Annotated in this window: 24 protein-coding genes; 5 read left to right on the forward strand and 19 right to left on the reverse strand. The window is 44.5% G+C overall.

The window, feature by feature from the left end; translation table 11 throughout:
- Window positions 1-32 precede the first annotated feature (32 nt).
- A complete protein-coding gene (locus tag LCM20_RS03820) occupies window positions 33-281 on the reverse strand; it encodes a hypothetical protein (protein ID WP_225194097.1) in 249 nt (82 codons plus the stop codon).
- A 222-nt stretch (window positions 282-503) separates the two neighbouring features.
- On the opposite strand from LCM20_RS03820, the gene LCM20_RS03825 reads away from it, so the two are divergent.
- Complete coding sequence (locus LCM20_RS03825) at window positions 504-1409, forward strand: DMT family transporter (RefSeq protein ID WP_225194098.1); 906 nt, start codon at window positions 504-506, stop codon at window positions 1407-1409.
- Between the two features lie 63 nt (window positions 1410-1472).
- On the opposite strand, the gene abc-f is transcribed toward LCM20_RS03825, so the two are convergent.
- The gene (abc-f, locus tag LCM20_RS03830) at window positions 1473-3020 is read right to left on the reverse strand and encodes a ribosomal protection-like ABC-F family protein (protein ID WP_225194099.1); all 1548 of its coding nucleotides are present in this window, start codon (window positions 3018-3020) and stop codon (window positions 1473-1475) included.
- 280 nt (window positions 3021-3300) lie between these two features.
- Window positions 3301-3483, reverse strand: a complete 183-nt coding sequence (locus LCM20_RS03835; RefSeq protein WP_225194100.1) for a hypothetical protein — start codon at window positions 3481-3483, stop codon at window positions 3301-3303.
- A gap of 108 nt (window positions 3484-3591) precedes the next feature.
- Here LCM20_RS03835 and LCM20_RS03840 point away from each other — a divergent pair, with 108 nt between their 5' ends.
- Entirely contained in the window at window positions 3592-4557 is a 966-nt protein-coding gene (locus tag LCM20_RS03840; RefSeq protein WP_225194101.1) for a S66 peptidase family protein, read from the forward strand.
- Between the two features lie 100 nt (window positions 4558-4657).
- Here LCM20_RS03840 and LCM20_RS03845 read toward each other — a convergent pair whose 3' ends face one another.
- Window positions 4658-5416, reverse strand: a complete 759-nt coding sequence (locus tag LCM20_RS03845) for a (S)-benzoin forming benzil reductase (RefSeq protein WP_225194102.1) — start codon at window positions 5414-5416, stop codon at window positions 4658-4660.
- A gap of 100 nt (window positions 5417-5516) precedes the next feature.
- On the opposite strand from LCM20_RS03845, the gene LCM20_RS03850 reads away from it, so the two are divergent.
- Complete coding sequence (locus LCM20_RS03850; protein WP_225194103.1) at window positions 5517-6152, forward strand: YczE/YyaS/YitT family protein; 636 nt, start codon at window positions 5517-5519, stop codon at window positions 6150-6152.
- Window positions 6153-6236: 84 nt separating this feature from the next.
- On the opposite strand, the gene LCM20_RS03855 is transcribed toward LCM20_RS03850, so the two are convergent.
- The 7 genes from LCM20_RS03855 to LCM20_RS03885 form a co-directional block, all read right to left on the reverse strand.
- On the reverse strand, window positions 6237-6677 hold the full coding sequence (locus LCM20_RS03855) for a hypothetical protein (protein WP_225194104.1): 441 nt from the start codon (window positions 6675-6677) through the stop codon (window positions 6237-6239).
- A gap of 156 nt (window positions 6678-6833) precedes the next feature.
- Window positions 6834-7721 carry a D-amino-acid transaminase gene (gene dat, locus LCM20_RS03860; protein ID WP_225194105.1) on the reverse strand — a complete coding sequence of 296 codons (888 nt, stop codon included), beginning with the start codon at window positions 7719-7721 and terminating at the stop codon, window positions 6834-6836.
- Window positions 7722-7879: 158 nt separating this feature from the next.
- On the reverse strand, window positions 7880-8494 hold the full coding sequence (locus tag LCM20_RS03865; RefSeq protein WP_225194106.1) for a hypothetical protein: 615 nt from the start codon (window positions 8492-8494) through the stop codon (window positions 7880-7882).
- 122 nt (window positions 8495-8616) lie between these two features.
- Entirely contained in the window at window positions 8617-10029 is a 1413-nt protein-coding gene (locus tag LCM20_RS03870; RefSeq protein WP_225194107.1) for a SpoVR family protein, read from the reverse strand.
- Window positions 10030-10093: 64 nt separating this feature from the next.
- Entirely contained in the window at window positions 10094-10588 is a 495-nt protein-coding gene (locus LCM20_RS03875; protein ID WP_225194108.1) for a GNAT family N-acetyltransferase, read from the reverse strand.
- Window positions 10589-11135: 547 nt separating this feature from the next.
- Window positions 11136-11675 carry a YhcN/YlaJ family sporulation lipoprotein gene (locus LCM20_RS03880; protein WP_225194109.1) on the reverse strand — a complete coding sequence of 180 codons (540 nt, stop codon included), beginning with the start codon at window positions 11673-11675 and terminating at the stop codon, window positions 11136-11138.
- Between the two features lie 69 nt (window positions 11676-11744).
- A complete protein-coding gene (locus LCM20_RS03885) occupies window positions 11745-12215 on the reverse strand; it encodes a hypothetical protein (RefSeq protein ID WP_225194110.1) in 471 nt (156 codons plus the stop codon).
- 216 nt (window positions 12216-12431) lie between these two features.
- On the opposite strand from LCM20_RS03885, the gene LCM20_RS03890 reads away from it, so the two are divergent.
- Window positions 12432-12665 carry a YhdB family protein gene (locus tag LCM20_RS03890; protein WP_225194111.1) on the forward strand — a complete coding sequence of 78 codons (234 nt, stop codon included), beginning with the start codon at window positions 12432-12434 and terminating at the stop codon, window positions 12663-12665.
- A 48-nt stretch (window positions 12666-12713) separates the two neighbouring features.
- On the opposite strand, the gene LCM20_RS03895 is transcribed toward LCM20_RS03890, so the two are convergent.
- On the reverse strand, window positions 12714-14270 hold the full coding sequence (locus LCM20_RS03895) for a GNAT family N-acetyltransferase (RefSeq protein WP_225194112.1): 1557 nt from the start codon (window positions 14268-14270) through the stop codon (window positions 12714-12716).
- A gap of 148 nt (window positions 14271-14418) precedes the next feature.
- On the opposite strand from LCM20_RS03895, the gene LCM20_RS03900 reads away from it, so the two are divergent.
- Window positions 14419-15039: a TetR/AcrR family transcriptional regulator gene (locus LCM20_RS03900; protein ID WP_225194113.1), complete on the forward strand. Its 621-nt coding sequence runs from the start codon at window positions 14419-14421 to the stop codon at window positions 15037-15039.
- A gap of 42 nt (window positions 15040-15081) precedes the next feature.
- Here the strand turns inward: LCM20_RS03900 and LCM20_RS03905 are convergent, their stop codons facing one another.
- From LCM20_RS03905 to LCM20_RS03935, 7 genes are all read right to left on the reverse strand, one after another.
- Complete coding sequence (locus tag LCM20_RS03905; protein ID WP_225194114.1) at window positions 15082-16503, reverse strand: dihydrolipoyl dehydrogenase family protein; 1422 nt, start codon at window positions 16501-16503, stop codon at window positions 15082-15084.
- Complete coding sequence (locus LCM20_RS03910) at window positions 16500-16901, reverse strand: DUF1499 domain-containing protein (RefSeq protein WP_225194115.1); 402 nt, start codon at window positions 16899-16901, stop codon at window positions 16500-16502. Before LCM20_RS03910 ends, LCM20_RS03905 begins: the two co-directional genes overlap by 4 nt.
- Window positions 16902-16975: 74 nt before the next feature.
- Window positions 16976-18163: an anti-sigma factor domain-containing protein gene (locus LCM20_RS03915; protein ID WP_225194116.1), complete on the reverse strand. Its 1188-nt coding sequence runs from the start codon at window positions 18161-18163 to the stop codon at window positions 16976-16978.
- Window positions 18164-18177: 14 nt separating this feature from the next.
- Window positions 18178-18915 (reverse strand): RNA polymerase sigma factor SigI, encoded by a 738-nt coding sequence (gene sigI / locus LCM20_RS03920; protein WP_225194117.1) that lies wholly within the window; start codon window positions 18913-18915, stop codon window positions 18178-18180.
- 412 nt (window positions 18916-19327) lie between these two features.
- Window positions 19328-20143, reverse strand: a complete 816-nt coding sequence (locus LCM20_RS03925) for a S1C family serine protease (RefSeq protein ID WP_225194192.1) — start codon at window positions 20141-20143, stop codon at window positions 19328-19330.
- A gap of 7 nt (window positions 20144-20150) precedes the next feature.
- A complete protein-coding gene (locus tag LCM20_RS03930; RefSeq protein WP_225194118.1) occupies window positions 20151-22193 on the reverse strand; it encodes an ABC transporter ATP-binding protein in 2043 nt (680 codons plus the stop codon).
- Entirely contained in the window at window positions 22190-23938 is a 1749-nt protein-coding gene (locus LCM20_RS03935) for an ABC transporter ATP-binding protein (RefSeq protein WP_225194119.1), read from the reverse strand. The genes LCM20_RS03930 and LCM20_RS03935 overlap by 4 nt, the downstream gene beginning before the upstream one ends.
- Between the last annotated feature and the right edge of the window lie 418 nt (window positions 23939-24356).

Here is a 24356-nt window from a genome sequence, read left to right on the forward strand (position 1 = left end):
ACCTCCACTTATTGTCTCGAGTGAGGGACTCTTTATAACCATCTCTTTACTTCTGTCATCCATTCAACCGGTGATTCCTCAACTAAGAAAGTACGGACACCTCGAATGGTATGAAGGTAAAGAAATCCATGTTCTCCTGCCAGTGAGCGGTGTGAAACATCATGTAATTCCGAAAGGGGTATTGTTTCAGTCGGTGTGTTCACTTGATCTGCCGTCAGTTCAAGACTGGCCATTTCCTCCAAATAGTGCTGACGGTTATCCTTAATGACTCGCTTCTTCAATACAATAGGTTGCGAAACAATCAAACCATCCTCCCTTTCTCCACTTAGGTCAAAATCCTTATGACCAGTATACCCTAACCATCTCCTCCTGTCTCTCGAGACCTTCTGCAGATGGCTTTTCATTGATCTTGTTTTGTATTAGGATAGTAAGGGTGTTTTCATAAAGTCCTGATGTCAGGAAACGATATATGTATGCATCATTTTGAAACAGGAGGTACCGTCATGAGTGATCGTAATAAAGGAATTATCCTTCTTCTTATATCTGCTTTCGGCTTCTCCATGATGGCCGCTCTAGTCAAGCTTTCAGGAGATGTTCCGACTGTCCAGAAGACGCTGTTTCGTAATCTCGTTTCTGCGATTATCGCGTTCGGATTCGTCATGGCCAACAAGGAACGACTTTTTGGTAAAAGAGAAAACCAGAAGCTTCTGCTCTCTCGTTCTGCATTAGGTACAATCGGCATGGTATTGTTTTTCTATGCCATTGATAACCTGGTTCTATCAGATGCCGATATGCTGAACAAGCTCAGTCCATTTTTACTGATTATCTTCTCTGCTGTGTTTTTAAAAGAGAAAGCGAGACCTTATCAGATCATATCGATCATCATCGCGTTTCTCGGAACGCTGTTGATCATTAAGCCGGCCTTTTCGGTGGAGTTTGTTCCGTATCTGGCAGGCGTCGGGTCAGCTGTATTTGCTGCTGGAGCTTATACGCTGCTCAGGGTTCTAGGTGACAAGGAAAAATTTTATACGATTGTGTTTTATTTCTCATTTTTCACAACCGTTACCTTGCTTCCCTTTACCATCGCGTTTTACGAACCGATGAGCGCGAGCCAATGGGCTTACCTTCTATCTGCCGGTGCATTCGCAACACTTGGTCAGTTTGGTTTGACGATTGCGTATAAATTCGCACCAGCACGCGAAATTTCAATCTTCTTTTATTCTACCGTCGTGTATTCTGCTCTGATCAGTATCTTCTTATTCGGACAGATTCCAGATGCCCTGAGCATCCTCGGTTACTTCACGATCTTCGGGGCTTCATTCTATATGTTCATCCGCAACAATAGACAAGCCAAAAAAGAGAAGGAACCTTCAAAGCGTACCGTGGGGGAACCCAGCAAGCAGACGTAATATGTTCAGAAAATCCGGCTGAAGTGGAACTCCACTACAGCCGGACTTTTTTTCAATACCTCTCTACTTAGTGTCTCTTAACTTCTTCAACGTGTCATGATATTCGTTTTCCAAATCTGTTTTGTCTTCATGAGGGGCTAATAAGCTCAAACGGCTGATGATTTCCGTCAACTTGTTCTGAAGTTTCATCCGGTCGAATTCATCTGCTTCTTTCGGCTTCGGCTCTCTCCACTCTTGAAGTGTACCGCGAAAATGATCCAACTCTCCCTTTTCAATCACCCAAAGCTGGTCGGCTGTCCGTTCGACAAACGTCCGGTCATGACTGACAAAAAGAATCGTCCCCGGATAATCCGTAATGAGCGATTCCAAAGACTGAATCGCTTCTAAATCCAAGTGATTGGTCGGCTCATCCAGTATGAGCAGGTGAGACTGCCGGGTCAATAAACGGGCAAGCGCAAGTTTGACGCGTTCTCCTCCACTTAACATCCGAACCTGTTTGTTCATATCATCCGCAAAGAACCTCAACCTCCCAAGCACAATGCGTATGTCTGATTCCTTCAAGGGACTGCCCTCTCCTACATACTCAAGGACCGTCGTATCTAACGGCATCGTCGTAAGATCCTGGTTGAAATAAGCGATATCCAATGAAGACGCTGCATCCCGCATAAGGTTTTGAATCCATGTTGTCTTCCCTGAACCATTATCGCCGATCAGGGCAAGCTTCGATCCGGTAGGGATTTCAGCCTGTTCAATATGAAAAAGCAGCTTGTCTCCTGCATAAACAGTCGTATCCCTCCAGGACATCACCGTTTTACTGGAAAGGGTTTGGGCGAGACTGTGGTTCATCTTGACTTGATCCCATTCGAAGGGTTTCTCTACTTTATCAAGCCGGTTCAGCCGCCTCTCAAGCGTTTTACTCACCCTTTCGACTTTCCCCTGCTTGGTCGCTGCTTTGTTCTTCCCCAACTGCCATTCCGAATTCCCCATTCGCTTAGGGGGCTTCCGCATTTGCTTGGACTGTTCATTTTTCTTTCGTACTCTTTCTTCTAATCGCTTTTTTTCGTTTACATATTGTTCGTACTTCTGCTGCTGTTGCTGCCTTTCTTGTTCTTTAGCCTGTTCATAGAAGGAATAATTCCCGTCGTACGACGTCAGTTCGCCGTCCTCTAATTCCCAAATGCGGTCACAGACGTTGTCGAGGAGCTGACGGTCGTGTGAGACGATGACGTATGCCCCTTTGTGAGCAGCCATCCGCTCTTCCAATTGATCAATGTGCGTCCAATCCAGGTTGTTGGTCGGTTCATCTAAAAAGAGAAGGGGGCTGGATGCTTCAAACAACCGTTCTAAGTCCGCTAATGTTTTTTCCCCACCGCTTTTCTTCGGATCGCCTTCTCCGGACAGCTGCTCCATCCAGGATACCTCCGTCCACCACTGAACTTGCGGCTCATCATCCAACTGGTTCAAAAGATAGCGAAGCAGAAGCGTTTTCCCCTGACCGTTTTTCCCGATCAGCCCAATACGGTCACCAGAGTGAATCGACAATTCGGGAATGGAAAAAATCGTGCGGTCCGCGATTGAATACTCTATATTTGATCCTTTCATCATTAACATAAAAAAACCTCCCTGATCGTTTCAGGCAGGCAAAGGTCATCCTAGTCTTTGTACAGAAACTCCGCATAAGTAGACAGAGTACGACAAAGCAATAAAGGTTTAAAATAAGGCAGACCAATCCTGTTATCTGAAACGAGTGAAATCATATTTCGGCTCGTGAGATCAAACAGAATTAGTACTTCATTGCTTTATACGTCAGTCCCTTCTCTTTCCAATTGTTCTTATTATAAGATGAAATCAATGTAAATAGCAAGGAGGAGTTCTAGTTGAAGCAGCTCAATCATTCCCCGCCGCCGCCTCCTCCACCGTCACCGAAACCTCCGCCATCTCCACCAAAGAATCCTTCGTTATGGTCCGAAGCGTCGTCATGATGATGAAACCCATGTCCACCGTGTCCTGATGTCTTTTTGACAATCGAGAATATCACCGCTCCAAAAAATAAGATAAACAATACACCACTCATTCTTATCACCTCTGACTACTTATACGGCTCAGCCCCCTCCCCCGTTTCACTAAATAGACAAAAATCTGAATTTCTGGTATATTTGTATAATTTATGAGGAGGGATATGATGTATCCGAAGAAACTGAGCGCTGGGGATGAAGTAAGGGTGATATCACCTGCTGAATCGCTCTCAATCATCGCAGAGGACCAACGCAAACTTGCCATGAAACGATTGGAATCTCTAGGTCTGAAAGTAACCTTCAGTACATACTCAGACGGAAATCCGTCTTTGAAGGAAAGGCTTCATGACCTTCACGAGGCTTTCGCTGATTCAAATGTAAAAGGAATCCTGACCACGATCGGTGGATTTAACAGCAATCAGTTGCTTTCCTACATTGATTACGAAATCATCGCAGAGAACCCGAAGATATTCTGTGGATTTTCAGACATCACAGCCCTGTCGAATGCGATTCATAGAAAAACTGGTCTCGTCACCTACAGTGGACCACACTTCTCTTCCTTCGGGATGGAGAAAGGGATCGATTATACAATAGAGTATTTTGAAAAGGTGTTCTTCCATACGGAACCTTTCTCTGTGGAACCTGCCGATCATTGGAGCAATGACCTTTGGTTTCTCGACCAGGATAACAGAACGTTCCACCCGAACGAAGGGTATCACGTGATTCAAACAGGAGAAGCTTCTGGGAGGATCGTAGGAGGAAACTTATGTACATTGAACTTACTGCAGGGCACTCCATACATGCCTTCTCTCAAGGATGTTGTTCTCTTTCTGGAAGATGACGAAATGACATTTCCTGAGACGTTTGACCGTGACTTGCAATCGTTGATTCACCAGCCTGACTTTGAAAAGGTGAAGGGACTTGTCATAGGAAAATTCGAATCAAAATCGGAAATGGACCTGGACCGTCTAAAGAAGATCATACGATCAAAAGAAGAGTTGAAAGATATTCCCGTTATCGCTGAAGCAAGCTTCGGACACACCACTCCACGCTTTACGTTCCCTATCGGTGGAGAAGTGAGCATCCAGGCTGCCTCACTAAATGAGGGAAGGATTCGGTTTAATCACTTTTAACGTCAACCAGCTCAACCTACACAAGAAAATTGCTGAAAAATATCCCGCCTTCCTCCTCGGAAGACGGGTTATTTATAAGATGTCCGGTTGCTCACGCCCTTCACTTCTCGATCAGGTCATAGAGCTTATACACTTCACCGTTATCGATATCGTGAGGATCATTCAACAAATCAAGCAGTACAGCCGCTACTTCTGTCGGAGAACGGAGCGCTCCTTCTTCTTTCATCTGCTTGAATTTCTCTACATCACGAAACGCATCTTCTGAAGAAGAACGAATCTCTTCCTGCATATCTGTATCCATCACACCTGGGCTGTAAGCGATGATGACATGTCCATTCCCTTCCTGCTCCAGTGCCAATGTCTTCGTGAAACGGTTGATCGCTGCTTTCGTGCTGCTATACACGCTCCAACCATGAATCGTTTTTTCCGCTGCTCCCGAGGTGACATTGATGACAGCCATTTGAATATCGTGTTTGTCCGCTTCCTGGATGAACCGATTGGTAAGCAGGATAGGAGCGGTCAAATTAAGCTGGATGTGCTTAGCTGTTTGATCGGCTTCAAGATTTCCGACAGTCTCAATCGGCTCCACCATACCTGCATTATTGACGACATACACATAATGTGTACGTTCTGTAAACGCAATCTGAACGATCTCATCAAGCGCTGCATCCATTTCAGAAGGATTGCTTAAATCACATGTCACATGATGGTATTCGACTTGACGCTCTTCTGCATGTGATTTCAATGTATTGTTCTCGCTGCGTGAAACACCAATGACGTTTACGTTTTTTTCGATCAGTTGTTTCGCAACGGCTTCCCCTAGTCCTCGTGAATCACCTGTTACAATCGCATACTGCATCTTTCCACACTCCTATTCCTATGTTGTACATACCTTTACATCTTCTATGGCAGCGTTTATGATAAACGAAGCAGACATTGACAGACGGAAAGGAAAAATCATGAAATACGTTTACTTGTTCATTATATACGTGGCCGGACTGGTCGTTTCAAGCCTTGGTCTTGCCCTCATCATCCAATCAGGTTTAGGCGTTGGGCCTGGCGACAGCATTGCCGTCGGCCTGTCCATGCACTTCCCGATCACTGTCGGAAGTGTCATGATCGTAGCCTTTGTCATCCTTCTACTCGTGAATGCGTGGCTTGAGAAGAAACGTCCGCAATTCGAGTCACTCATTCCGATTATCATTCGTGGACGAACCGTGGATCTCTTTTTATACGGATGGCTTGAAAATGTGAATTACGAAGTATGGTGGGCACAGTGGGGCATCTTCACTCTTGGTTTGATCGCCACTGCCGTCGGGGTAGCCGTATATTTGCGTACTCCATTCCCGCGCATACCGCTTGATCACTTCATGATGATCATGAATGAAAAGACCAATCAATCCAAAAGCTCTGTCAGAATCTATTCCGAGTCGGGTATGGCATTGATCGGATTTCTACTCGGGGCACCTGTCGGGTTCGGTACACTCATCGTAGCCTTACTCCTCGGGCCGTTTATACAGCTGTCCTATCAATGGGCGAGGCCGATTGCATCGATCTGGGTCGATTCAGAACGCCTTTCTAAAGAAAAAGCATGAACGAATGGTTCATGCTTTTTTTCATGGGTTTCTGCACGCTTAAGAGCCAGGCTAACAGAACTCCATGCTTTATGACCCTGCGGTTTATTTCCCCTTGAAGGACAGCTCTGTTACACCTGTTTCTTCAAGCTTTTCACCAATCTGCTCTTCGATTTCCATCCTCTTCTCCATCATTTCGTCGGTCATTTTCCCTTTCTGCGGACCGAAACGCTCTGCCATTTCCTTATCTGCGAGCTTCTCGACTAATTTGTCCCAGAAACTGAACTCATCATATTCTTCTACATACGTATCTAATAATTTCGATTCATAGTCGACGTCGAGATCATGAATTCCAAGCTGCTGTTGATGGACGATCAACTCGTCTAAACCGGCTTCTTTATATTTAGATAAAACAAGTTCACGGACTTCCTCAAATTCTTCATCGAGCTCCATCTTTGTGGAGTTCACCACCCACGTTCCTAAGTACACCGCTTCTACCAGTTTTTTATATTGCTTATCAGTCAAATCAAGTTGTACCGATGCCATGAAAATCTCCTCCAATCTTTCTCTGGAATTATAGCATGTATCAAGTCTATCCCCAAAATCCGATTACAATAAACGACCTTCTACATGAATTAAGACAAGATGGCAAAAGAAAAAGCACCAGCGACTGATTCACTGGTGCTTAGGAAGCGGTGGAGCTTATGCATGCGTATTTGAACTGAAAATGGAAGAACCAGCAGTCAGGCCTGCATCCTCTTCGTAAGCCTGCTGAAGCTTACGCGTAATCACGCCAGGTGTCCCTCCAGCAATCGATTTCCCATCCACGGAAACAATCGGCATCACTTCCGCTGTACTGCTCGAGAGGAAGATCTCGTCAGCCTCGTGGATGTCTTCGACCTGGAACGGCTCTTCTATGAAGTCGATGTTCAACTGACGACAGAACTGCTCGACTCTCATGCGGACACAGCCATGTAAAATGTTCTTCTTCGCTGGATGGGTGTACACCTTCCCATCCTTCACCAAGTACGCGTTCGATGAGCTGCATTCTGTCACTTCTCCTTCTTTGTGAAGGATTGCTTCAAAACAATCATGTTCACGAGCTGTCTGCTTAGCGAGAACGTTAGGCAGTAAGTTCAGACTCTTAATGTAGCACCAATCCCACCGCACATCCGGCTGCGTGATCGTGGAAACCCCTGATTCCAAAAATGATTTCGGACGCGGAAGATCTTTTACATAGGCGTACAAATTAGGTTCAGGCTTCTCAGGAAAGACATGATCCCTGGCTGCAGACCCTCGTGTGATTTGCAGATACACCTTCGCATCTCCCTTTACGTCATTCACTTGAAGCAGTTCATTCAAGTAATGGTACATCTTTTTCTTCTCATAAGGAACCGTCAGCTTGATGGCTTCAGCGGAACGATACAAACGCTCTACGTGTTCATTGATTAAATAGTAAGTACCTTCGTATACCCGGATGACTTCATAAATGCCATCTCCAAATTGGAGTCCTCTCTCCTCAAAAGGATACGTAAGGTCGTCTTGTCGAACAAATCCGTTTTGTGTAAGCAGGTGTTGATGCATAGTCATTGCTCTCCTCCTCGGGACTTAAGTGATTACGTTATATCTTATCAGAAAATTCAATACAAAGGGAGGCTCAATTTCAATCCGTGTGAAATTACCCAGCGAACATCCCAACTTCCCCTTAAATAAAGGAAAAGCCTGGATATCACATCCAGACTTTCTCTTTAGTACGGCAACAGCGTTACGGATTGCTCGAACAACGGCTCTTCGACAGGATCTCCCGATTCAGAAATAGGATAGAACGATAGAACAAGGTCCCGTTCTACAGGTTCTTCCTCTTCTTCCACCTCAATCAGGCTGAAATCTTCTATTTTCACATATTGAAAAGCGTTAAACGTTCCATCCACTTTACCCGTCGTCGTTCCGTTATACGTTGTCCCTTCCTCATCGACAGCTTTGACGAGAAACTGAACCGCTCCTTCTTCCGTCTGCCATTCATCTTTACCACTTGCTAATAAGTCATTTCCTTTCGGATACCAGAAGCCCAAGTATAAGTTCCCTTCATCCGCTAATTGGATTTGATCTTCTTCTAAGTCTTCATCAGCTTCCTCTGCAGGAACTTCATATCGCCAAAAGTATAGTTCAGACAGCTCGATACCCGTGCTTGCAACAGGCTGCGAATCCGGCGTAATGGAGCCCGGTCTTCGTTCTAATTCTTCCTCTACAGGAAACCGCTGATCGTTCACAAGCTGATTGTACACTCTGTTATCGATGAACAGAAATACAACAATCGCCAAAACAACGATTAAACCAAGAAATGCGATGCGGATTGCTTTCATTGTGTCACCTCTATGTTATGTATGGTAAAACCTGAAAATATTATAACAGAAGTAGAGCAGGTTCGGACACATGAAAGCAAAAACTGTCCCTGAAAATACATTCAGAGACAGAAAATAGGACATTATAGATATTTCTTCTGGACCTTTTTCCCCCCATAGGTGAAGAGGACATTCCGCTGCTCGATGATCGTTTCCATGTGGACGTTTCTTCCCCAAAGCTGATAGAGATAGGGGAGCGTTTTTTCTAAATAGCTGACATCAAGCTCCACATCTTCATAATGATGCTTCAAATAGAGCTCTCCGCCTTTTAAGTAGTCGCCGTCCTGCACTGTGATATACGGAAAGCCACCGTTCACCCTCATGGTCACCAGCTGATCGCGCACCGCTTCGTGATCTTTGTCGGTAATTTTATACTTTTGGCCCTGCTTTTGAAATAGATACAAATCTTCACGGCGGACAAGCTCTTTCGTTAAATAATTTCGGATAAAGCTTTGATCTGACTCGATTTCCCGCACTTCATACATTTTCTCGCGACCTGAACCCGGCTTGATTCCATGTTTCTGCATTTCTTCAGTAGGGTTGTCATATCGTTCTTCGATATCTTCAAAGATTTTCAGCCCTAAGTAGTAAGGGTTCAATTGTGTTTTGGAAGGCTGCACAACACTCGCATTCAGCTTGGCAAAATCGATTACTTCATCACTCGTCAAGTCCATCTCTCTAAGGATTCTTGCATGCCAGTAGGAGGCCCAACCTTCATTCATGATCTTCGTTTCAAGCTGTGGCCAGAAATACAGCATTTCTTCCCTCATCATCGTCAGGATATCGCGCTGCCAATCGTCCAGATCACGGCTGTGCTCTTCAATAAAGAGAAGGATATCCTTTTCGGGACGTGGTGGGAATTTCTTTTTACGCTTCTTGACGGGAGCGTCTTCTGAAGATGACTCTTCCATCTTCCACAAGTCATCGTAAGGTGTTGTGATGGAAGGATCCGAGCTTTCCATTTCGTCATCAACCGACCAGGCAAGCTTCGGTCTGACAAGAGATGGATCGATATGCTCCTGTACAGCCAGGACAGCATCTAAGAACGACTCCACTTCCTCTTTTCCATAAGACCGTTCATAAGCGGCAATCCGTTCAGCTGTTGCCGACATGCTTTCCACCATATCCCGCTTTGTATTTTGGAAACGGGCGTTGTTTTTGAAAAAGTCACAGTGAGCCAGTACGTGCGCCACAATCAGTTTATTTTGAATCAGACTGTTGGAATTGAGTAGAAAGGCATAACATGGGTTGGAGTTGATGACCAACTCATAAATTTTACTTAATCCCAGATCGTACTGCAGCTTCATTTTGTAATACTGTTTTCCGAAACTCCAGTGGGAAAACCTGGTCGGCATCCCATAAGCACCAAACGTATAAATAATATCATCAGGACAAACTTCATATCTCATCGGATAAAAGTCTAAGCCGAAACCCTTGGCAATTTCGGTGATTTCTTCTATAGCAGATCTAAGGTTCTTCTGATCCTCTGGTTTCAAAGGTGCCCCCTCCTTCACTTTCGCTTATCCTACTATATGAGAGGACAAGCGAGAACATGAAGAATCATGACAAGATCAATGACATGACGTATTCGTCGACCCAATCTCCTGAAACCTTCAATGACTTTCTCTTCACACCTTCCACTTCAAATCCGTACTTTTTATATAGTTGGATGGCTCTTTCGTTATGTACCATCACGGTCAGCTCCATACGTACGATGCTTGAATCCCGGGCCCACTCAATGGCCCGTTCAAATAAACCGCCCGCTATGCCCTGACCTTGATAGGCTTCTTGTACACCTGCAATCAGCTTTATGGCGTGGCGCTCTCGGTGAGCTCTGCCTCCTATACAGGTCACGTGTCCAACGAGCTCTCCGTTTCGTTCCTCTCCCCATACGGCTGAGTTTTCTTGTTGAGAAAAGGCTTGAATCATCGAGCGAGCCTGCTCTTCCGTCATATTGCGCTCTCCCGGCTCAAACAATAGAAATTCCGACTCTCTTTCTAGTTGGTCCAATAATGTTACGTACATGTGCGCATCTTCCGGTTGTAAAACCCTCATATGGCTCCTCCTCCATTTATATCCATCACTTGATTCTTTTTACCATACCAAAAAGGAGAGTGAACGTCACTCTCCCCTTCCAAGTAGTCAAGAAAGTCCTATCGGTTCTTTTAAAGTTTGAGAAGCGGTGTTGGAGAAACAACTCCCTTTCCGTGGGCGTCCGCTGAGTCTCCTCGCTCCCTTCGGTCGCTGCGGGGTCTCATCTGTACTCTGCTCCCACAGGAGTCTCGCTGTTTCGCCAACACCTTTATGAACGGGAGACGGAACTTCTTATGCTACCGTCCGAAAAAGTCGGTGATGGCAAAGAATAACGTTCGGCTTTCCGTACCCCCGCTCGGTTCTGTTCCTACTACTTTCGTTCAACTAAAACCGCCACGTCGTGTGGCAATGTCGAACGACCCAATGTCCTGTTGGGCCGCCGCCGGAAAGCGAGCTATTTTCCACCCCACTGTCCTCCACATTGGAAACACAAGCGTTCCCCAACTTTTTCAACAGACTGAAAAAGGAGAGTGACGTTCACTCTCCTTTTCAGTCGTTTATTGAGCTGCTATTTTGATTCAGGGAAGACACGATCAACCATCTGCCCGAATTCTTTGAAGAATCCACTGACAGGGTCACCTGCTTTAATGTCATTGACGTACGTGTTCGTCAAATCAACAAAGTCTGGGTTTGTGGAAATATACACGTTGTTGATATCCTGATCAGTCGACTTTACAGCTTTCGTGATCTGCTTCTCGACTTCGTTGGATAATTTATCTTTCCCATCGCGATTATCTAATACAGCCGCAACATAAGCATTGTCACGTGTTTTCAGTACATAGGCTTTATCAATGCCTTTCACACGTTTCTCAATGTTATCAGATGCTGCACGAGCGACCTGGTAGTTGCTGTTCTGCACCATACCACGGTCGTTATCATATTGATTGGCTGGGTTGTTTCCTTCGTACATATTATCTGCTGTACGTTGGAAGCGTGTGTTTTGAACACCTTCATAGTTCTCGTTGCCCGTGCCCGTTTCCTGTTCGGCCTGGCAGGCAACTAGAGAAGAAGCCGCAAGCAGCGTAATAGCGATTGTTTTTATTTTCATGAGAATAACCTCCTTAGCAGCTTACACGTAGTATGCTTCTGCTAAGAAGAATTATTCGAGTTCAACTCTTCACGAAAATAAAGACGGTACGTTCCACCATACCTGGAGAATCACGAGGTATACGAAGAACATGGCATTTATAAACAATAGGAAAACAGGCACCAGTGCGAATGCTCCTTCAATTTTATTGTAGCTGATCCTTATAAAGACAAGTCCGACGATGATGAGTATGTACAGACTTACAAACCAAAGCCAGTTCATATCCGTCTCTGCCCCGATTGAACTGTGATGGCCGATTACATATAGAATCCATGGTACGAAAAAACTCAGAATGGCAACAGGCATATATTTCTGATCGCTCTTTATGTAATAAATCGATACGCCAGCACTGATGACGGTCAAACCGCCAACGATTTCACTAATCAGGATCATCGTGCCTTGAGCACTTTCACTCTGGACTGTAAAAAAACTCAAAAAGATGAAAAGGATTGCTACCGATAATAAACCTAAATTGACATACAAAAGCTGTTTCTCACTCATCCAAAAACTCCCTCCACAGGCATACAATAAGTAAAACATTTCCACTTTATCATACCAAAAAATTCGTCGGTTGATGGCAGAAAAACACAGAATGCGTCTTCTTTCCCAGAAATGAGACGATGTTTCAGTTTCATCGTTCCCTATCCAGGCAATAATAAAACAGTCCTTTGAACAGATGTAGCCGTCGCTTCAGTCGATGAAAAGGATGTGTATCCCATGAATGATCTTGATTACGACAAGGCACTGCATTATATGATCTGGGGTCAATGGGACGACCTGCTTGTTCTTATGGTGCGGACAAAAGACCAATTTCTCTCTAAGAAGATTGAACACTTCCTGCACGCTTGTTACTATCCGGTTCATGAATCGGATATGTTAAAGTCGCACGAAAGTCTGCTGCATTATATTGATCACGCTCAAGATAAAGTCGACTCAAGACTTTTACTATAGAAACCAAACACCCCTTTGCAATATAGGGGTGTTTGGTGATTTTTAAATCTATTCTGACTGAGATTCCTGCTTAAAGTGATAATTCAGGTCAAAGAGATCTTTCCTTCTGTCTCTCAGCTGCCTTACTGTCCCGGACTTTCTCTGTCTTCTCAGCACTTCAAGGTCAACATCACCTACAACGACCGTCTCCACATTAGGATTGCACTCTCCGACAATCCCATCGCGGGCAAACTCGAAGTCAGACGGGGTGAAGATTCCAGATTGAGCGTACTGAATATCCATATTCTCTACTTGAGTCAAGTTGCCGACCGTTCCTGCAATAACCGTGTAGACCTGATTTTCTACTGCTCTCGCCTGGGCACAGTAACGGACACGGAGATATCCTTGTCGGTCGTCAGTACAGAAAGGAACGAATATGATATTTGCGCCTTGATCGACAGCATAGCGTGTCAGTTCAGGGAACTGAATGTCATAACAGATTTGAATGGCAATCTTTCCGCAATCCGTATCGAACACTTTAACCACATCACCAGGCTGAATGCCCCACCAGGTTCGTTCGTTTGGTGTCACATGAATCTTATACTGTTTTTCGATCGTCCCGTCTCTACGGAACAAATAGGAAATGTTATACATATTGTCGTTTTCCTCAACAAAGTGGGACCCACCAACGATGTTGACATTATATTTCACGGCAAGATGAGTGAACATCTCAATATAATCCTCGGTATAATCCGAAAGCCTCCTCACAGCTTTGGAGGGTACTTTTTCATCCAGAAGGGACATCAGTTGAGTGGTGAAAATCTCTGGAAAAACCACGAAGTCCGTGCTGTAATCTGCTGCAACATCTACGTAGTATTCACACTGCCTGATGAATTCATCGAACGAGTCGATATTTTTCATCATGTACTGGACCACCATAATGCGGACGGGGTCACTTGTTTTGAAGTGCCTTCTCGTCCTTGCACGATAATCGATATTGTTCCATTCCATAAGCGTCGCGTATCGTGATGACATTTGATCGTCAGGCAGGTAATTCGGATTAATTCTCATAACAGTGAAGCCGTTGATGATTTGAAAAGTCAGAACGGGATCGTAAATGTTCTGGTTTCGTACTTCTTCAACATATTCTCGCGGTGTGTATTCCTTCTCGTATTTGTGATAGTTCGGAATACGCCCACCGATAATAATACTCTTTAAATTCAACTCGCGCGCTAACTCCTTACGCGCCTCATACAGTCTTCTGCCGATCTTCATCCCTCTGAAATCAGGATGAACCATAACCTCGATTCCATACAGGTTGTATCCATCAGGGTCATGGTTCGTTATGTACCCTTCATCTGTAATGTCATCCCATGTATGTTTATCATCATATTCGTCGAAGTTCACAATCAGACTCGAGCAGCTTCCGATGATCTTCCCTTCAAATTCAACGACAAACTGCCCTTCTGCAAACAGTTTCAAATGACTTTCCAAGTGCTCCCTCTTCCACGGGTCCATATCAGGAAAACAGATCTGCTGAAGTTCAAATATCTGCGGAATATCTTTCTCCTGCATATTGCGTACAATCATTCTCTTTTCGTATTGGGTTAAGTCAAGCTTCGACATAACAGTCATCTCTCCTTGTAAGAGCTTTCTTTTCTTTATCGTACTCAGTGTCCGTCAGCTTGTCTACCAGCAGCTGCCGATAAAATGAAATCCATGAATTGAATCCCTTCAAATCTTGGTTTACTATAGATGAGAAGAGGTGTAGCCTATGAATGGATTTGAAAGGCGCAAAGAACGAAAAAAACAAAACATTTTACATGCAGCTTTGCATTTATTCAGTGACTATGGAGTACAAAAAGTGAGCATTCAAGAAATCGCCAAGCGTGCCCAAGTTTCTCAAGTCACGATTTATAACTATTTTGGAAGCAAAGACCAACTCCTATACCATACGGTAGAAATGCTGATTTATAAGCGTTTGGAATCCAGTCGGAGCATCATCGATGATGAATCGTTGAGCTTCAAAGAGAAAATGAAGTCGCTGATTACAAGTAAAAAACAGGATGTTACCGAATATCATACGGAATTCATACAGTCGATTCTTTCCGAACAGCCTGACATTCAGAAGCTCCTTCACGACTTCAATGAGAACCATACCATTCCGCTCCTGATGAAGTTAGTGAACGAAGGAAAAGAAGAGGGACTCGTACATCAAGAACTATCATTCGAAACGATCTCATTCTTTGTGAACATGTACTATCAAGCCTTCCACTCTCTCCCTACAAGTCAAAAGGAATCCATTTCAGGTTTCAGCGAAGAGCTTATTCATTTGTTCTTCTATGGAATTATGGGGAACACAGATCAACCGATCCGCAGTAAACAGGAAGAATAGAGCGTCCAGCCTTTATGCAGGACGCTCTTTTTGTACCCTTTTTCACCTGAGGTTTTTTACATACCATCTCAGCGCTTTGTTGATGTTGCTGTCGAATAATTTCTCGCGCCAGAAAAGGTCGGCCGTTTGCGAGACGACATTGTTTCTTGCCGGATATGGATGAATGATATTCGAGATCGCCTGAAACTTCTTGTTCAAGGCCTGGACCGTTCCGACCTCCTGCATCCACTCTCCTGCTCCTTCTCCAATGGCGTGAGCCCCAACAATCTTTCCACGGCTGTTTGTCAGCACTTTGACAAAACCCTCCTTCCGTTGTTCAGCCATAAAGCGATCGTTATTCTCAAGCTTCGTCTTAAATGTCATCAGCGAATCTCCATAAACCGCTTTCGCTTCCTGCTCGGTCATGCCTAAGTGATAGATCTCAGGCGCTGTATAAATGACCCACGGAACTTTCTCATATGACACTTTACGTGACAATCCGAAGACGGCATTAGAGACCGCCACTTTCCCTTCCATCCCCGCTACATGGGTGAAAGGCATGGACCCATTGCAATCGCCTACGGCATAAATGTGCCGCTTGCTCGTGCGCATCGTTGCATCGACAGAAATAAATCCTTTATCCGTCCCGACACCAGCCTGATCCAGATCGAGCTTGTCTGTGTTCGGCTTTCTACCTACCGCAACAAGCACCTGTTCAGCATGCACTTGACCGTCTTCTCCATCTTTTGAATAGTGAAGGACGGCCCCTTGATGGTCTCGCTCTACACGATTGACCGAAGCTCTTGTTAAGATTCTAAGGTCTTCCGATAATAAGTGTCCCGCTTCTTCAGCTATTTCTTCATCTTCCTTCGCCAGGATCCTATCACCCGCTTCCAGGACGGTGACATCCACTCCGAGCCTCGACATCGCTTGTGAGAGCTCCAGACCAATAATGCCACCGCCAATCACAGCAAGCGACTTAGGACGCTCTTTTAAAGAGAAGATGGTCTCGTTGGTCACATAATCAATCGTATCCAAACCATCAATAGGTGGCAGGAATGGGGATGAACCTGTTGCAAGAACAACACGTTTAGCTGTTATCTGCTGATCTCCTACGCGTAATGTGTGTTCATCCAAAAAGGAAGCCTCGGCTTCAATTATATCAATCCCAAGGTTGATGAACCTGTCTTTCGAATCATGCTCCTGAACTTCTTGCACGGCTTCTTGAACCCGTTCCATAGAAGAGCGGAAGAGCTGATCGTAAGCAGCAGCATCCAGTCTATTCACTTCATTCGCTTGATGAACTTCTTTCGCCGCTTGTATAAGCGCTTTTGAAGGCATACATCCATAATGAAGGCAATCTCCTCCAAGTTCACTTTTTCTTTCAATCAACGCGACCTTTGTTCCGAAACTCGCTGCACCGGCAGCTACAGTCAAACCGCCTGATCCACCACCAATGACAACGAGCTGATAATCAAAACTCATGTTAAAGCCCCCTGCTGACTTTTCTTTTTGTAGGCGGATGCAAACTCTTCCATTCTTTTGCGGTTCACACCCATATCCGAGTACCCTACCCTTGAGGCAGATCTATAATGTATGAGTTTCTGCTGCTCATCGAAGTAAAACTCGACATCATCCTTAAAGCGGAGAATTTTTGATTTCACGATGGCATGAATATAGTGCTGTGAGTCGTCTTCAATAGACGTGCGTTCCATCTCTCCCAGCACTTCCTTCACCAATTTCTTTGACTGAGTGAGGTCCCCTGAGAAAACGAGAGGATCCATTTTCTTGCTTTCATCTTCCGCCTGTGTAGAAACACAGTTCGGCGAGGATGGACACTCTGCCAACCTGCCGTCTTTCACTCCAATATGTGTATTCGACATGTCTATTCCTCCTTCATTCACCATTACTTATATTCACTAAAATGAAAGAAAAAAAACACCCCGATTCGGAGTGTTTAGTCATCTTGATGCTTATCATGGTGTTTTCTGTCACGATCATCGTCGTCTCGATCTCTTTTTTTATCTTTGTATCGGTCATCATCTTGGTCTTTCTTATGCTCACGCTTCCAATCTTTGTCATGCCTCTTACCAGGATGGTCGTCTCGATCTTTTTCCCACCCTTTTTTACGGCCATTGTCATGATTGTCACGGTCACCTTTAGAGTGAGGATCTTTATCATCATGTCCACGATGTGGATGTTCTTTCTTGCGCTCTACACTCTTACCTTTACTTTGACCTTGTTTCTCTTTCGGATGATGCTCCTTCTCCTTCTTGTTTTGAGGATCTTTCTTTTTCTTACCTTGATCGACAGCATGAGAAGGTTTCTGAGCATTCCCTTGACTTGGTCCTTTATTTGCTGGACGTAATGGTTCTTCTACTATATTCTGATTCATTTTTTCTTCAGGTGGAGGCGAAAGGTCTCCCGCTACATTCTCAGAAGAGTCTTCCTCGTAAAAAGACTGAATAATGGCTTTGTCGTGCTCTTCTGTAGAACGCTGCTCGGGTGCATCCGTTTCTTTCAACTTTTCAGCAAAAAGCTGATTAGCAGATGTACCGCTCTCTTCTGCCTGCTTTCTGATTTGATCAGGGATATCAAACGCAGCAACAGAAAGGTTCATGGCCTCACTCGTTAAGTACGATTCCAGTTGATTGGAATAGTCATCCGTGCGGTCGGATTTTATATAGCTGACACCTATGAGGACCTCATTGTTCTCATTCACATATCCTTCCTCTTGGCTGATTTGGATGAGTTGAAGCGTTACCTCAGATGCATCTTTCTTTTTCCAGTCCTCTATGAAAGTCAATAACTTCTCTGCGTCCTCGTTCTGAGGTTGAATCGAGATGACCTCCATGTTGTCATTCAGTTCCATTTGCACACTCGGATTTATGTCAAGATTCACATAAGCATAAGCCTGGTTGCTTCCATACCACGAAAAGACCGGCATAACCGCTACTAAAAAGACAAGGGCTGCAACAGCCATCTTCATGCGGTGATCACGTACTAATTTAGTAAAGAAGTAACGTTTTTCTGCTATAGCCGTAAACTGTACTTCCATTCCGATTTCGGCGTTTTTCAACCGCTCTGCACGATGAAACTGGCCATCACTCGTCATGACGATGGTGTGATGCTTACTTTGTTCCATGACAATACCTTTTCTCACAAACCCACCCCTTTCAGGTAGTCTTTGAGATATACATAATCCCCGTGAAAAATCAGGACTAAAGCAATGATGAATTTGCGATTACGTTCTAGTGTTTTTTTACTGACATCCACCTGATCCACAAGATCTTTGATTGGCAGACGCCCCTTCTCTAAAACTTTGTTGCGTAACTCTTCGTTGTAGAAAACCGTCCGAGCTACTTGTACAGCTGATTCACGTGCATCTTTATGCTTAGGGGAAGAATCAATCAAGTCTTCAAATGTCAGCTTGAATAGGGCAAGCTGCTGCTTGAACTCTTTAATCTCCTCTTGGCGATACCATGATTCTGTTTCAAGTTGAAAGCGATCTTTAGCTGCAGCTACTTCTGACGGATTCTCCATATGTTCTTCCTCATAATACTCCTCGTCCAGCGATGCAACAGAGGGGTATTTCTGTTCGTTCCGAATGTAGTCGATCACTTTTCTCTTAATCACTAATCGGGCAAACGAAAGAAAGGAGCTTCCTTTTTCAGAAGAATACGCATAAATCGCTTCGTCAAAAGCGAGTAATCCAATGCTGAATTCATCATCTTTAGAAGGGTCAATATATCTTTTACATACTTCAGAGACGCTCTTGGCGATAAAGGGTTGATATTTTTTTAAGATCTCGTTTCTTACCATTTCGTCTCCTTGCTTGGCTCGTTCAACTTCTTGATCGAGGGAGGCTTGTTTCTTGGAAAATAATTGTTTAATCAACCTTTATCACCTCCAGCCATTACTAAATTCGATATTTCGGGATTCTTTCTGGGTGTCTTAAACAAATATATTTCAATTGTATTACATTATCGTTTCAACCAAGCGCTCTGAAGGGATCGGCTTGTGAGTGATTACCGCATTCATTGTACTGAAAAATATGAGGACGGGTCCACCACAGAGGAGTTACATTTTATTAAATCTACATTTCAAAGTTATAGACTTTCGTTTGACTTAAGCGCCATTTGATTCCATATATACGTGCCATTGTATACATTGAGGACTTTTGAACCATGACAAAGAACATCATTAACCTTCCAAAGAACACAAATATTCGACATCAAATCCAGTCCTGTTTTCTTTACTGTTCTCCATGCTAACAAAAAAAGACGTCCCAGCTCTTACTGAGACGCCTTCATTTTCTATTCAAGTAATAATCAATCGGCACAGCTAAACCAACGCGCCCCTCTACATCGTCTCTCAAGGTAGCATAGACCACTGCTATGACTTTGCCCTCTTCGTTGATGACCGGACTGCCTGAGTTCCCTTTGTATATTGGAGCATCTAGCATTAGTACAGGATTCTCCCATCCTGATAAGTCCTTATAACCAATGACCTCTCCCTGATTGGCGATTCCGGTAAAACGAAGCGGATTCCCAATAAAGTAGATGTGCTCATCAGGTTCAAAGGTCGTTCGTTCAGCAAGCTCCAGATGCGGGAGCCCTTCCCCGTCTGCCTTCAGTACAGCCAAATCGATTTCAGGATAGGACTCAACGACTTCGGCCTGAAATAACCCTTCATTAGGAAAGGCAACTGAAATCCTCTTCTCATCTTCAATGACATGATGGTTAGTCAGAATCGTTCCGTCTGCTGTAATCGCAAAACCCGTCCCTTTACTTTGACCGGCGTTGACGACGACAACTGATTCTTTGTAGCTACTCACTTCATCGTCGGTTGACAATTTAGCAGATGTCACTAAAAAATCAATGGCCGGTATGCTGAAGGTATTAGGAAGCACAGCGACGATGTTAATCACCATCATCGCTGCAATCGTCCAGAAGATCCACTTCGGAAAAGGACGCTTTGACTTCAGCTGTTGCCTTTCTTCCCGTTCCCGCTCAAATGCTTTCCGCTTCTCCTCCTGAACGAGTTCGTACAACTCTTCTTCATCTATTTCCTCATATAAATCTTGGTCGATGATATCACGTTTGTAATCTTCCTCATCGTTCATCGGTTCTTCACCCCGTGATGACACGTTGTCCTTCTCTGGCAGCACCCTGCTGCATGCGGTACATTTGGAAGTAATGGCCTTTTAATGCCAAAAGCTCATCGTGTGTGCCATTTTCCTCTATTGTACCATGATCAAGGACAAATATTTGGTCAGCCGATTGTATGGTCGACAGTCGATGGGCAATGACGAGCGTTGTACGTCCCTTCTTCAGAACTTCCAACGCTTCCTGAATCAATTGTTCGGTTTCCGTATCAATGTTCGCCGTCGCTTCATCCAGAATGAGAATCGCTGGATTAAAGGCTAAAGCGCGGGCAAAGGAAATTAACTGACGCTCTCCCATAGAAAGGGAATCCCCTTTTTCTTTTAGCGGACTGTCATAGCTTTTCGGCAGTTTTTCAATAAATCGATCTGCCCCGACAGCCTTTAAAGCATCAATCGCCATTTCCCGGGAAATACGTTCATCATTCATCGTAACATTCGACAAAATGGTCCCTGTGAAAATGAAAGGATCCTGAAGAACGATGCCCATATGACTCCTTACCTGCTGTCTCGACCATTCTTTCGTAGAGTAGCCATCAATGGTGATCTCGCCTTTCTGCGGATCATAAAAACGGAAGAGCAGATTCATGATCGAGCTCTTACCAGACCCTGTGTGACCAACGAATGCAGCCGTTTCTCCAGGTTTCACCTCAAGGGAGATATGTTTGAGTACATAGTCCTCTTTTTCATAAGCGAATGAAACGTCCTTGAAGCAAATATGCCCCTTGTATCTCTTCACCTCTTCATTTCGTACCGGTTCTCCTTTTTCATCAAGCAGTTGAAAAACGCGTCCTGCAGAAACACGAGCTTCCTCTAATTGAGGAAGCTGATTGACCAAGTCCGTTACCGGCTGGAAAAGTCGGTTCAAGTAATCGACAAATGCATACAGCACTCCAACGGTTACAACACCCTCCACTCCAAAAGAGCTTGAGCCAAAGTACCAAAGGAAGGCGACAAATGCGATATTTCTAAGGACGTTAACCAAGTTCCATGACGTCAATGCACTCAACCGAATCAATTTTCGTTGAAAGGTAAAATGGCGTTCATTCAATTGTTCGAATTGGGAAGAGGTCTGTTTTTCCTGTCTGAAAGCCTGGATAATGGACATTCCCTGAATGGCCTCGTTGATATTCCCGTTCAGATCACTGATCGTCGAACGGACTACTCTGTTGTATTTACCGCCTAAATATTTGTACATTCTCATCCAGACATAAATGATTGGGACGACGAGTGTACACAGTAGCGCAAGCTTCGCATCGAGAAGAAACAGGGCTACGTAAATTCCGAACATGTAAAAGATACTTGTAACAAACGTCGCCAGTACTTTTACATAGAGTTCGCGAATGGCTTCTGTATCGTTTGTAATTCGAGCGACCACTTTTCCCGCCGGCTGATTGACAAAGTATTGTACAGGAAGCCTTTGAATATGGGCAAAGAGGTCATTTCGCATCTTTTTAATAATACGGTTTGATGTCTTTTGGAGCATGAACGTGTGTGCAAATTGAAACACCGCTGCGATGAATAACAGCCCTACATACAAAGCGAGCAGCCAATAGATGGACGGAATCTCAGGCTGAAAGAACCGATACAGCTGCTGTAAGCCTAGTGGTTCTGCCGCTGCCTCGATCGTTTCCTCTGCTGTCTCAATCGTCAATGTCCCTTCTTCCAGAGAACGTGCACCGGTTAGAGGGACCTCTTCAGGAATGAAGTAATAGGATCGTTCCACCTGTAAGACCGTTGCTACATCTGACGTTTGATCAGAAGATTCCAATCGGTCCTCCCTCTTGAAGAACTCCCCTTGATAAACTACGGTAAACCGGTCCTGGTCCTCAACTTGATACCACTGGGATTCAACTCCGACGATATGCTGATCAATAAGCCGCTTCGCGATAAAAGGTCCTGTCAATTCAAGCGCTACTGCAATGATAAGACAGACAATCCCTAAAAGGATCGGCTTTTTAAAAAGCAAGGCGTAATTTAACAACCTTCGTTCAGTGGACAATGGATTCATGATTCCACCTCGCCTTCTTCTAATTGCTGATGTTCGTACTGTGTTTGATACCATCCACCTTGACTCACCAGCTGTTCGTGCGTCCCTTCTTCTTCGATCACTCCATCATTCAAAACGATGATATGATCAGCGTGGGTTACAGCGGACAGCCTGTGAGCCGTAATAAGCGTTGTTTTGCCTTTTCTTGTTTCCCTCAAATGATGCAGAATGGCAGACTCGGTCTTACCATCTACAGCCGACATCGCATCATCGAGTAATAGGATTTCCGGATCCATAATGAAGGCTCTTGCAATCGAAACACGTTGTTTCTGACCGCCTGATAACGTGACACCACTCTCGCCAACTTTCGTATCCAATCCGTTTGGCAAGTGTTTGATATCTTCCAGGAAGTGGGCAAGCTTCATGACTTCATAAATTTCTTCATCTGTGGCATCGGATTTCCCGAACTGGATGTTCTCACGTACTGTTTTAGAAAACAGGATCTGGTCTTGTGGGACGTATCCGATCCATGACCTCGTCACGTTTAATGGGATTTGGTCGATGTCGACACCGTTAATCGTTAATGAACCCTCTCTACCAGGAAACTCCCGCAGCAACTGACGGAATAATGTCGTTTTCCCGGAGCCTGTCTTTCCGACTACTCCAATGGTCATCCCTCTCTTGATTGCAAGAGAAAACCTCTGCAGTCCATGAGCGTCTGCCTCCGGATACTGGAACGTCACATCATCGAAGACGATTCTCTCGGGTCTATCCACATCGGCTGGATAAGACGGATTCTTCACATCCGCTTTGTAGCTCAGCGTAGCATTGACCCGGTCTAAAGAGGCATTTCCTCTTTGCAGCACGTTGATCAACTCGCCTACGGCAAACATCGGCCAAATTAACATCCCCAAGTAAACGTTGAAGGATACCATCTCACCGAGGGTAATGACGTTTTGAAAGACGAGCGCTGCCCCGTAACCTAGACCGATCGTGTAGGAAAGCCCGACTAAAACCGTAATGGTCGGCTCAAACAACGCATCAACCTTTGCGACGTGAACGTTTTTCTTATACACGTCATCTGTCATATGATGGAAACGTTGTTCATCACGCTCTTCCTGCACAAAAGCTCTCAAAACCCTTACACCGCGGACAGACTCCAGTACGTTGTTATTCAACTCTCCAAAAGCCGTCTGCGCTTCTGTGAAGCGTTTATGAATAACCCCACCATACTTGTTCATTGCAATGGCCATGAGTGGCAGTGGGATCAATGCTGCCAGTGTAAGCTTCCAACTGATGGTCATCCCCATCACAAGGACAATCAGGGTCATGAAAACTGTGGAGTCGACCAAGGTCAGGATGCCAAACCCTGCTGTCATACTGATCGCCTTCAAGTCGTTCGTACTTTTAGCCATTAGGTCGCCCGTACGGTTACGTCCGAAAAAGGTCGGTGTCATTCGCAGAAAATGGTTCATTAACCTGGATCGCATCGTACGCTCCATAATCATGGCTCCACTGAAAAGGGTGTAATCCCATAGATAGGATATTCCATAGCTCGATACAAGCACGACAACGTAGATTAGAATAAGTTCCGTCAACCGTTCTCTCGTTAATGTATTAAACTGTATTTCATCGATCGCCATCCCAATCAGTTGAGGTGGAATGAGGTCAACAGCACTCGCAATCACTAATGCAATGACAGCGAATGTGTAGCGCTTCCAATATTGTTTAAAAAACCAACGTAACTTCCATAAAACTTCAAACATTCTACATTACTCCCTCCAACTTCAGTCACTAACCGCTTTCTTTCCAATCTTCGTTCCATTCTTTCCTCGCTGCTTTTTTGTCCATGTTTCTACCTCCATTAAGTATTATTTATGATAAGCAGAAGATCTGCTGATCAACAGAAATAGTTGGGCATCTGCCCGACGCCAAGTTTTTTGGCATAAAAAAGAACATACGCCCAGGACGTATGTTCTGACATACAAAAAGGACACGTACATACGTGGCCCTTTCATTAGAAAATGATCCTATTTTCAGGTCCATTTAAAACAAAACGTAGACAGCCACGACCTTTATGAAGTTTTCTTTTGTAACCAAACGAAACTTTTCCATTGTCGTGACCTCCTTTGTATATGATTATCAATTATAAAGTTTTCAAAATTTTTAATCAAGACCTTTTCC

This window comes from Halobacillus litoralis, from assembly GCF_020171725.1.
Classification (GTDB): domain Bacteria; phylum Bacillota; class Bacilli; order Bacillales; family Halobacillaceae; genus Halobacillus; species Halobacillus litoralis_F.

What these genes read in the sequence shown, in the direction of transcription:
- LCM20_RS03825 (WP_225194098.1), top strand. Translation starts at nt 504, where the DNA reads ATGAGTGATCGTAATAAAGGAATTATCCTTCTTCTTATATCTGCTTTC.
- abc-f (WP_225194099.1), bottom strand. Translation starts at nt 3,020, where the DNA reads ATGTTAATGATGAAAGGATCAAATATAGAGTATTCAATCGCGGACCGC.
- LCM20_RS03835 (WP_225194100.1), bottom strand. Translation starts at nt 3,483, where the DNA reads ATGAGTGGTGTATTGTTTATCTTATTTTTTGGAGCGGTGATATTCTCG.
- LCM20_RS03840 (WP_225194101.1), top strand. Translation starts at nt 3,592, where the DNA reads ATGTATCCGAAGAAACTGAGCGCTGGGGATGAAGTAAGGGTGATATCA.
- LCM20_RS03845 (WP_225194102.1), bottom strand. Translation starts at nt 5,416, where the DNA reads ATGCAGTATGCGATTGTAACAGGTGATTCACGAGGACTAGGGGAAGCC.
- LCM20_RS03850 (WP_225194103.1), top strand. Translation starts at nt 5,517, where the DNA reads ATGAAATACGTTTACTTGTTCATTATATACGTGGCCGGACTGGTCGTT.
- LCM20_RS03855 (WP_225194104.1), bottom strand. Translation starts at nt 6,677, where the DNA reads ATGGCATCGGTACAACTTGATTTGACTGATAAGCAATATAAAAAACTG.
- dat (WP_225194105.1), bottom strand. Translation starts at nt 7,721, where the DNA reads ATGACTATGCATCAACACCTGCTTACACAAAACGGATTTGTTCGACAA.
- LCM20_RS03865 (WP_225194106.1), bottom strand. Translation starts at nt 8,494, where the DNA reads ATGAAAGCAATCCGCATCGCATTTCTTGGTTTAATCGTTGTTTTGGCG.
- LCM20_RS03875 (WP_225194108.1), bottom strand. Translation starts at nt 10,588, where the DNA reads ATGAGGGTTTTACAACCGGAAGATGCGCACATGTACGTAACATTATTG.
- LCM20_RS03880 (WP_225194109.1), bottom strand. Translation starts at nt 11,675, where the DNA reads ATGAAAATAAAAACAATCGCTATTACGCTGCTTGCGGCTTCTTCTCTA.
- LCM20_RS03885 (WP_225194110.1), bottom strand. Translation starts at nt 12,215, where the DNA reads ATGAGTGAGAAACAGCTTTTGTATGTCAATTTAGGTTTATTATCGGTA.
- LCM20_RS03890 (WP_225194111.1), top strand. Translation starts at nt 12,432, where the DNA reads ATGAATGATCTTGATTACGACAAGGCACTGCATTATATGATCTGGGGT.
- LCM20_RS03895 (WP_225194112.1), bottom strand. Translation starts at nt 14,270, where the DNA reads ATGTCGAAGCTTGACTTAACCCAATACGAAAAGAGAATGATTGTACGC.
- LCM20_RS03900 (WP_225194113.1), top strand. Translation starts at nt 14,419, where the DNA reads ATGAATGGATTTGAAAGGCGCAAAGAACGAAAAAAACAAAACATTTTA.
- LCM20_RS03905 (WP_225194114.1), bottom strand. Translation starts at nt 16,503, where the DNA reads ATGAGTTTTGATTATCAGCTCGTTGTCATTGGTGGTGGATCAGGCGGT.
- LCM20_RS03910 (WP_225194115.1), bottom strand. Translation starts at nt 16,901, where the DNA reads ATGTCGAATACACATATTGGAGTGAAAGACGGCAGGTTGGCAGAGTGT.
- LCM20_RS03915 (WP_225194116.1), bottom strand. Translation starts at nt 18,163, where the DNA reads ATGGAACAAAGTAAGCATCACACCATCGTCATGACGAGTGATGGCCAG.
- LCM20_RS03925 (WP_225194192.1), bottom strand. Translation starts at nt 20,143, where the DNA reads ATGAACGATGAGGAAGATTACAAACGTGATATCATCGACCAAGATTTA.
- LCM20_RS03930 (WP_225194118.1), bottom strand. Translation starts at nt 22,193, where the DNA reads ATGAATCCATTGTCCACTGAACGAAGGTTGTTAAATTACGCCTTGCTT.
- LCM20_RS03935 (WP_225194119.1), bottom strand. Translation starts at nt 23,938, where the DNA reads ATGTTTGAAGTTTTATGGAAGTTACGTTGGTTTTTTAAACAATATTGG.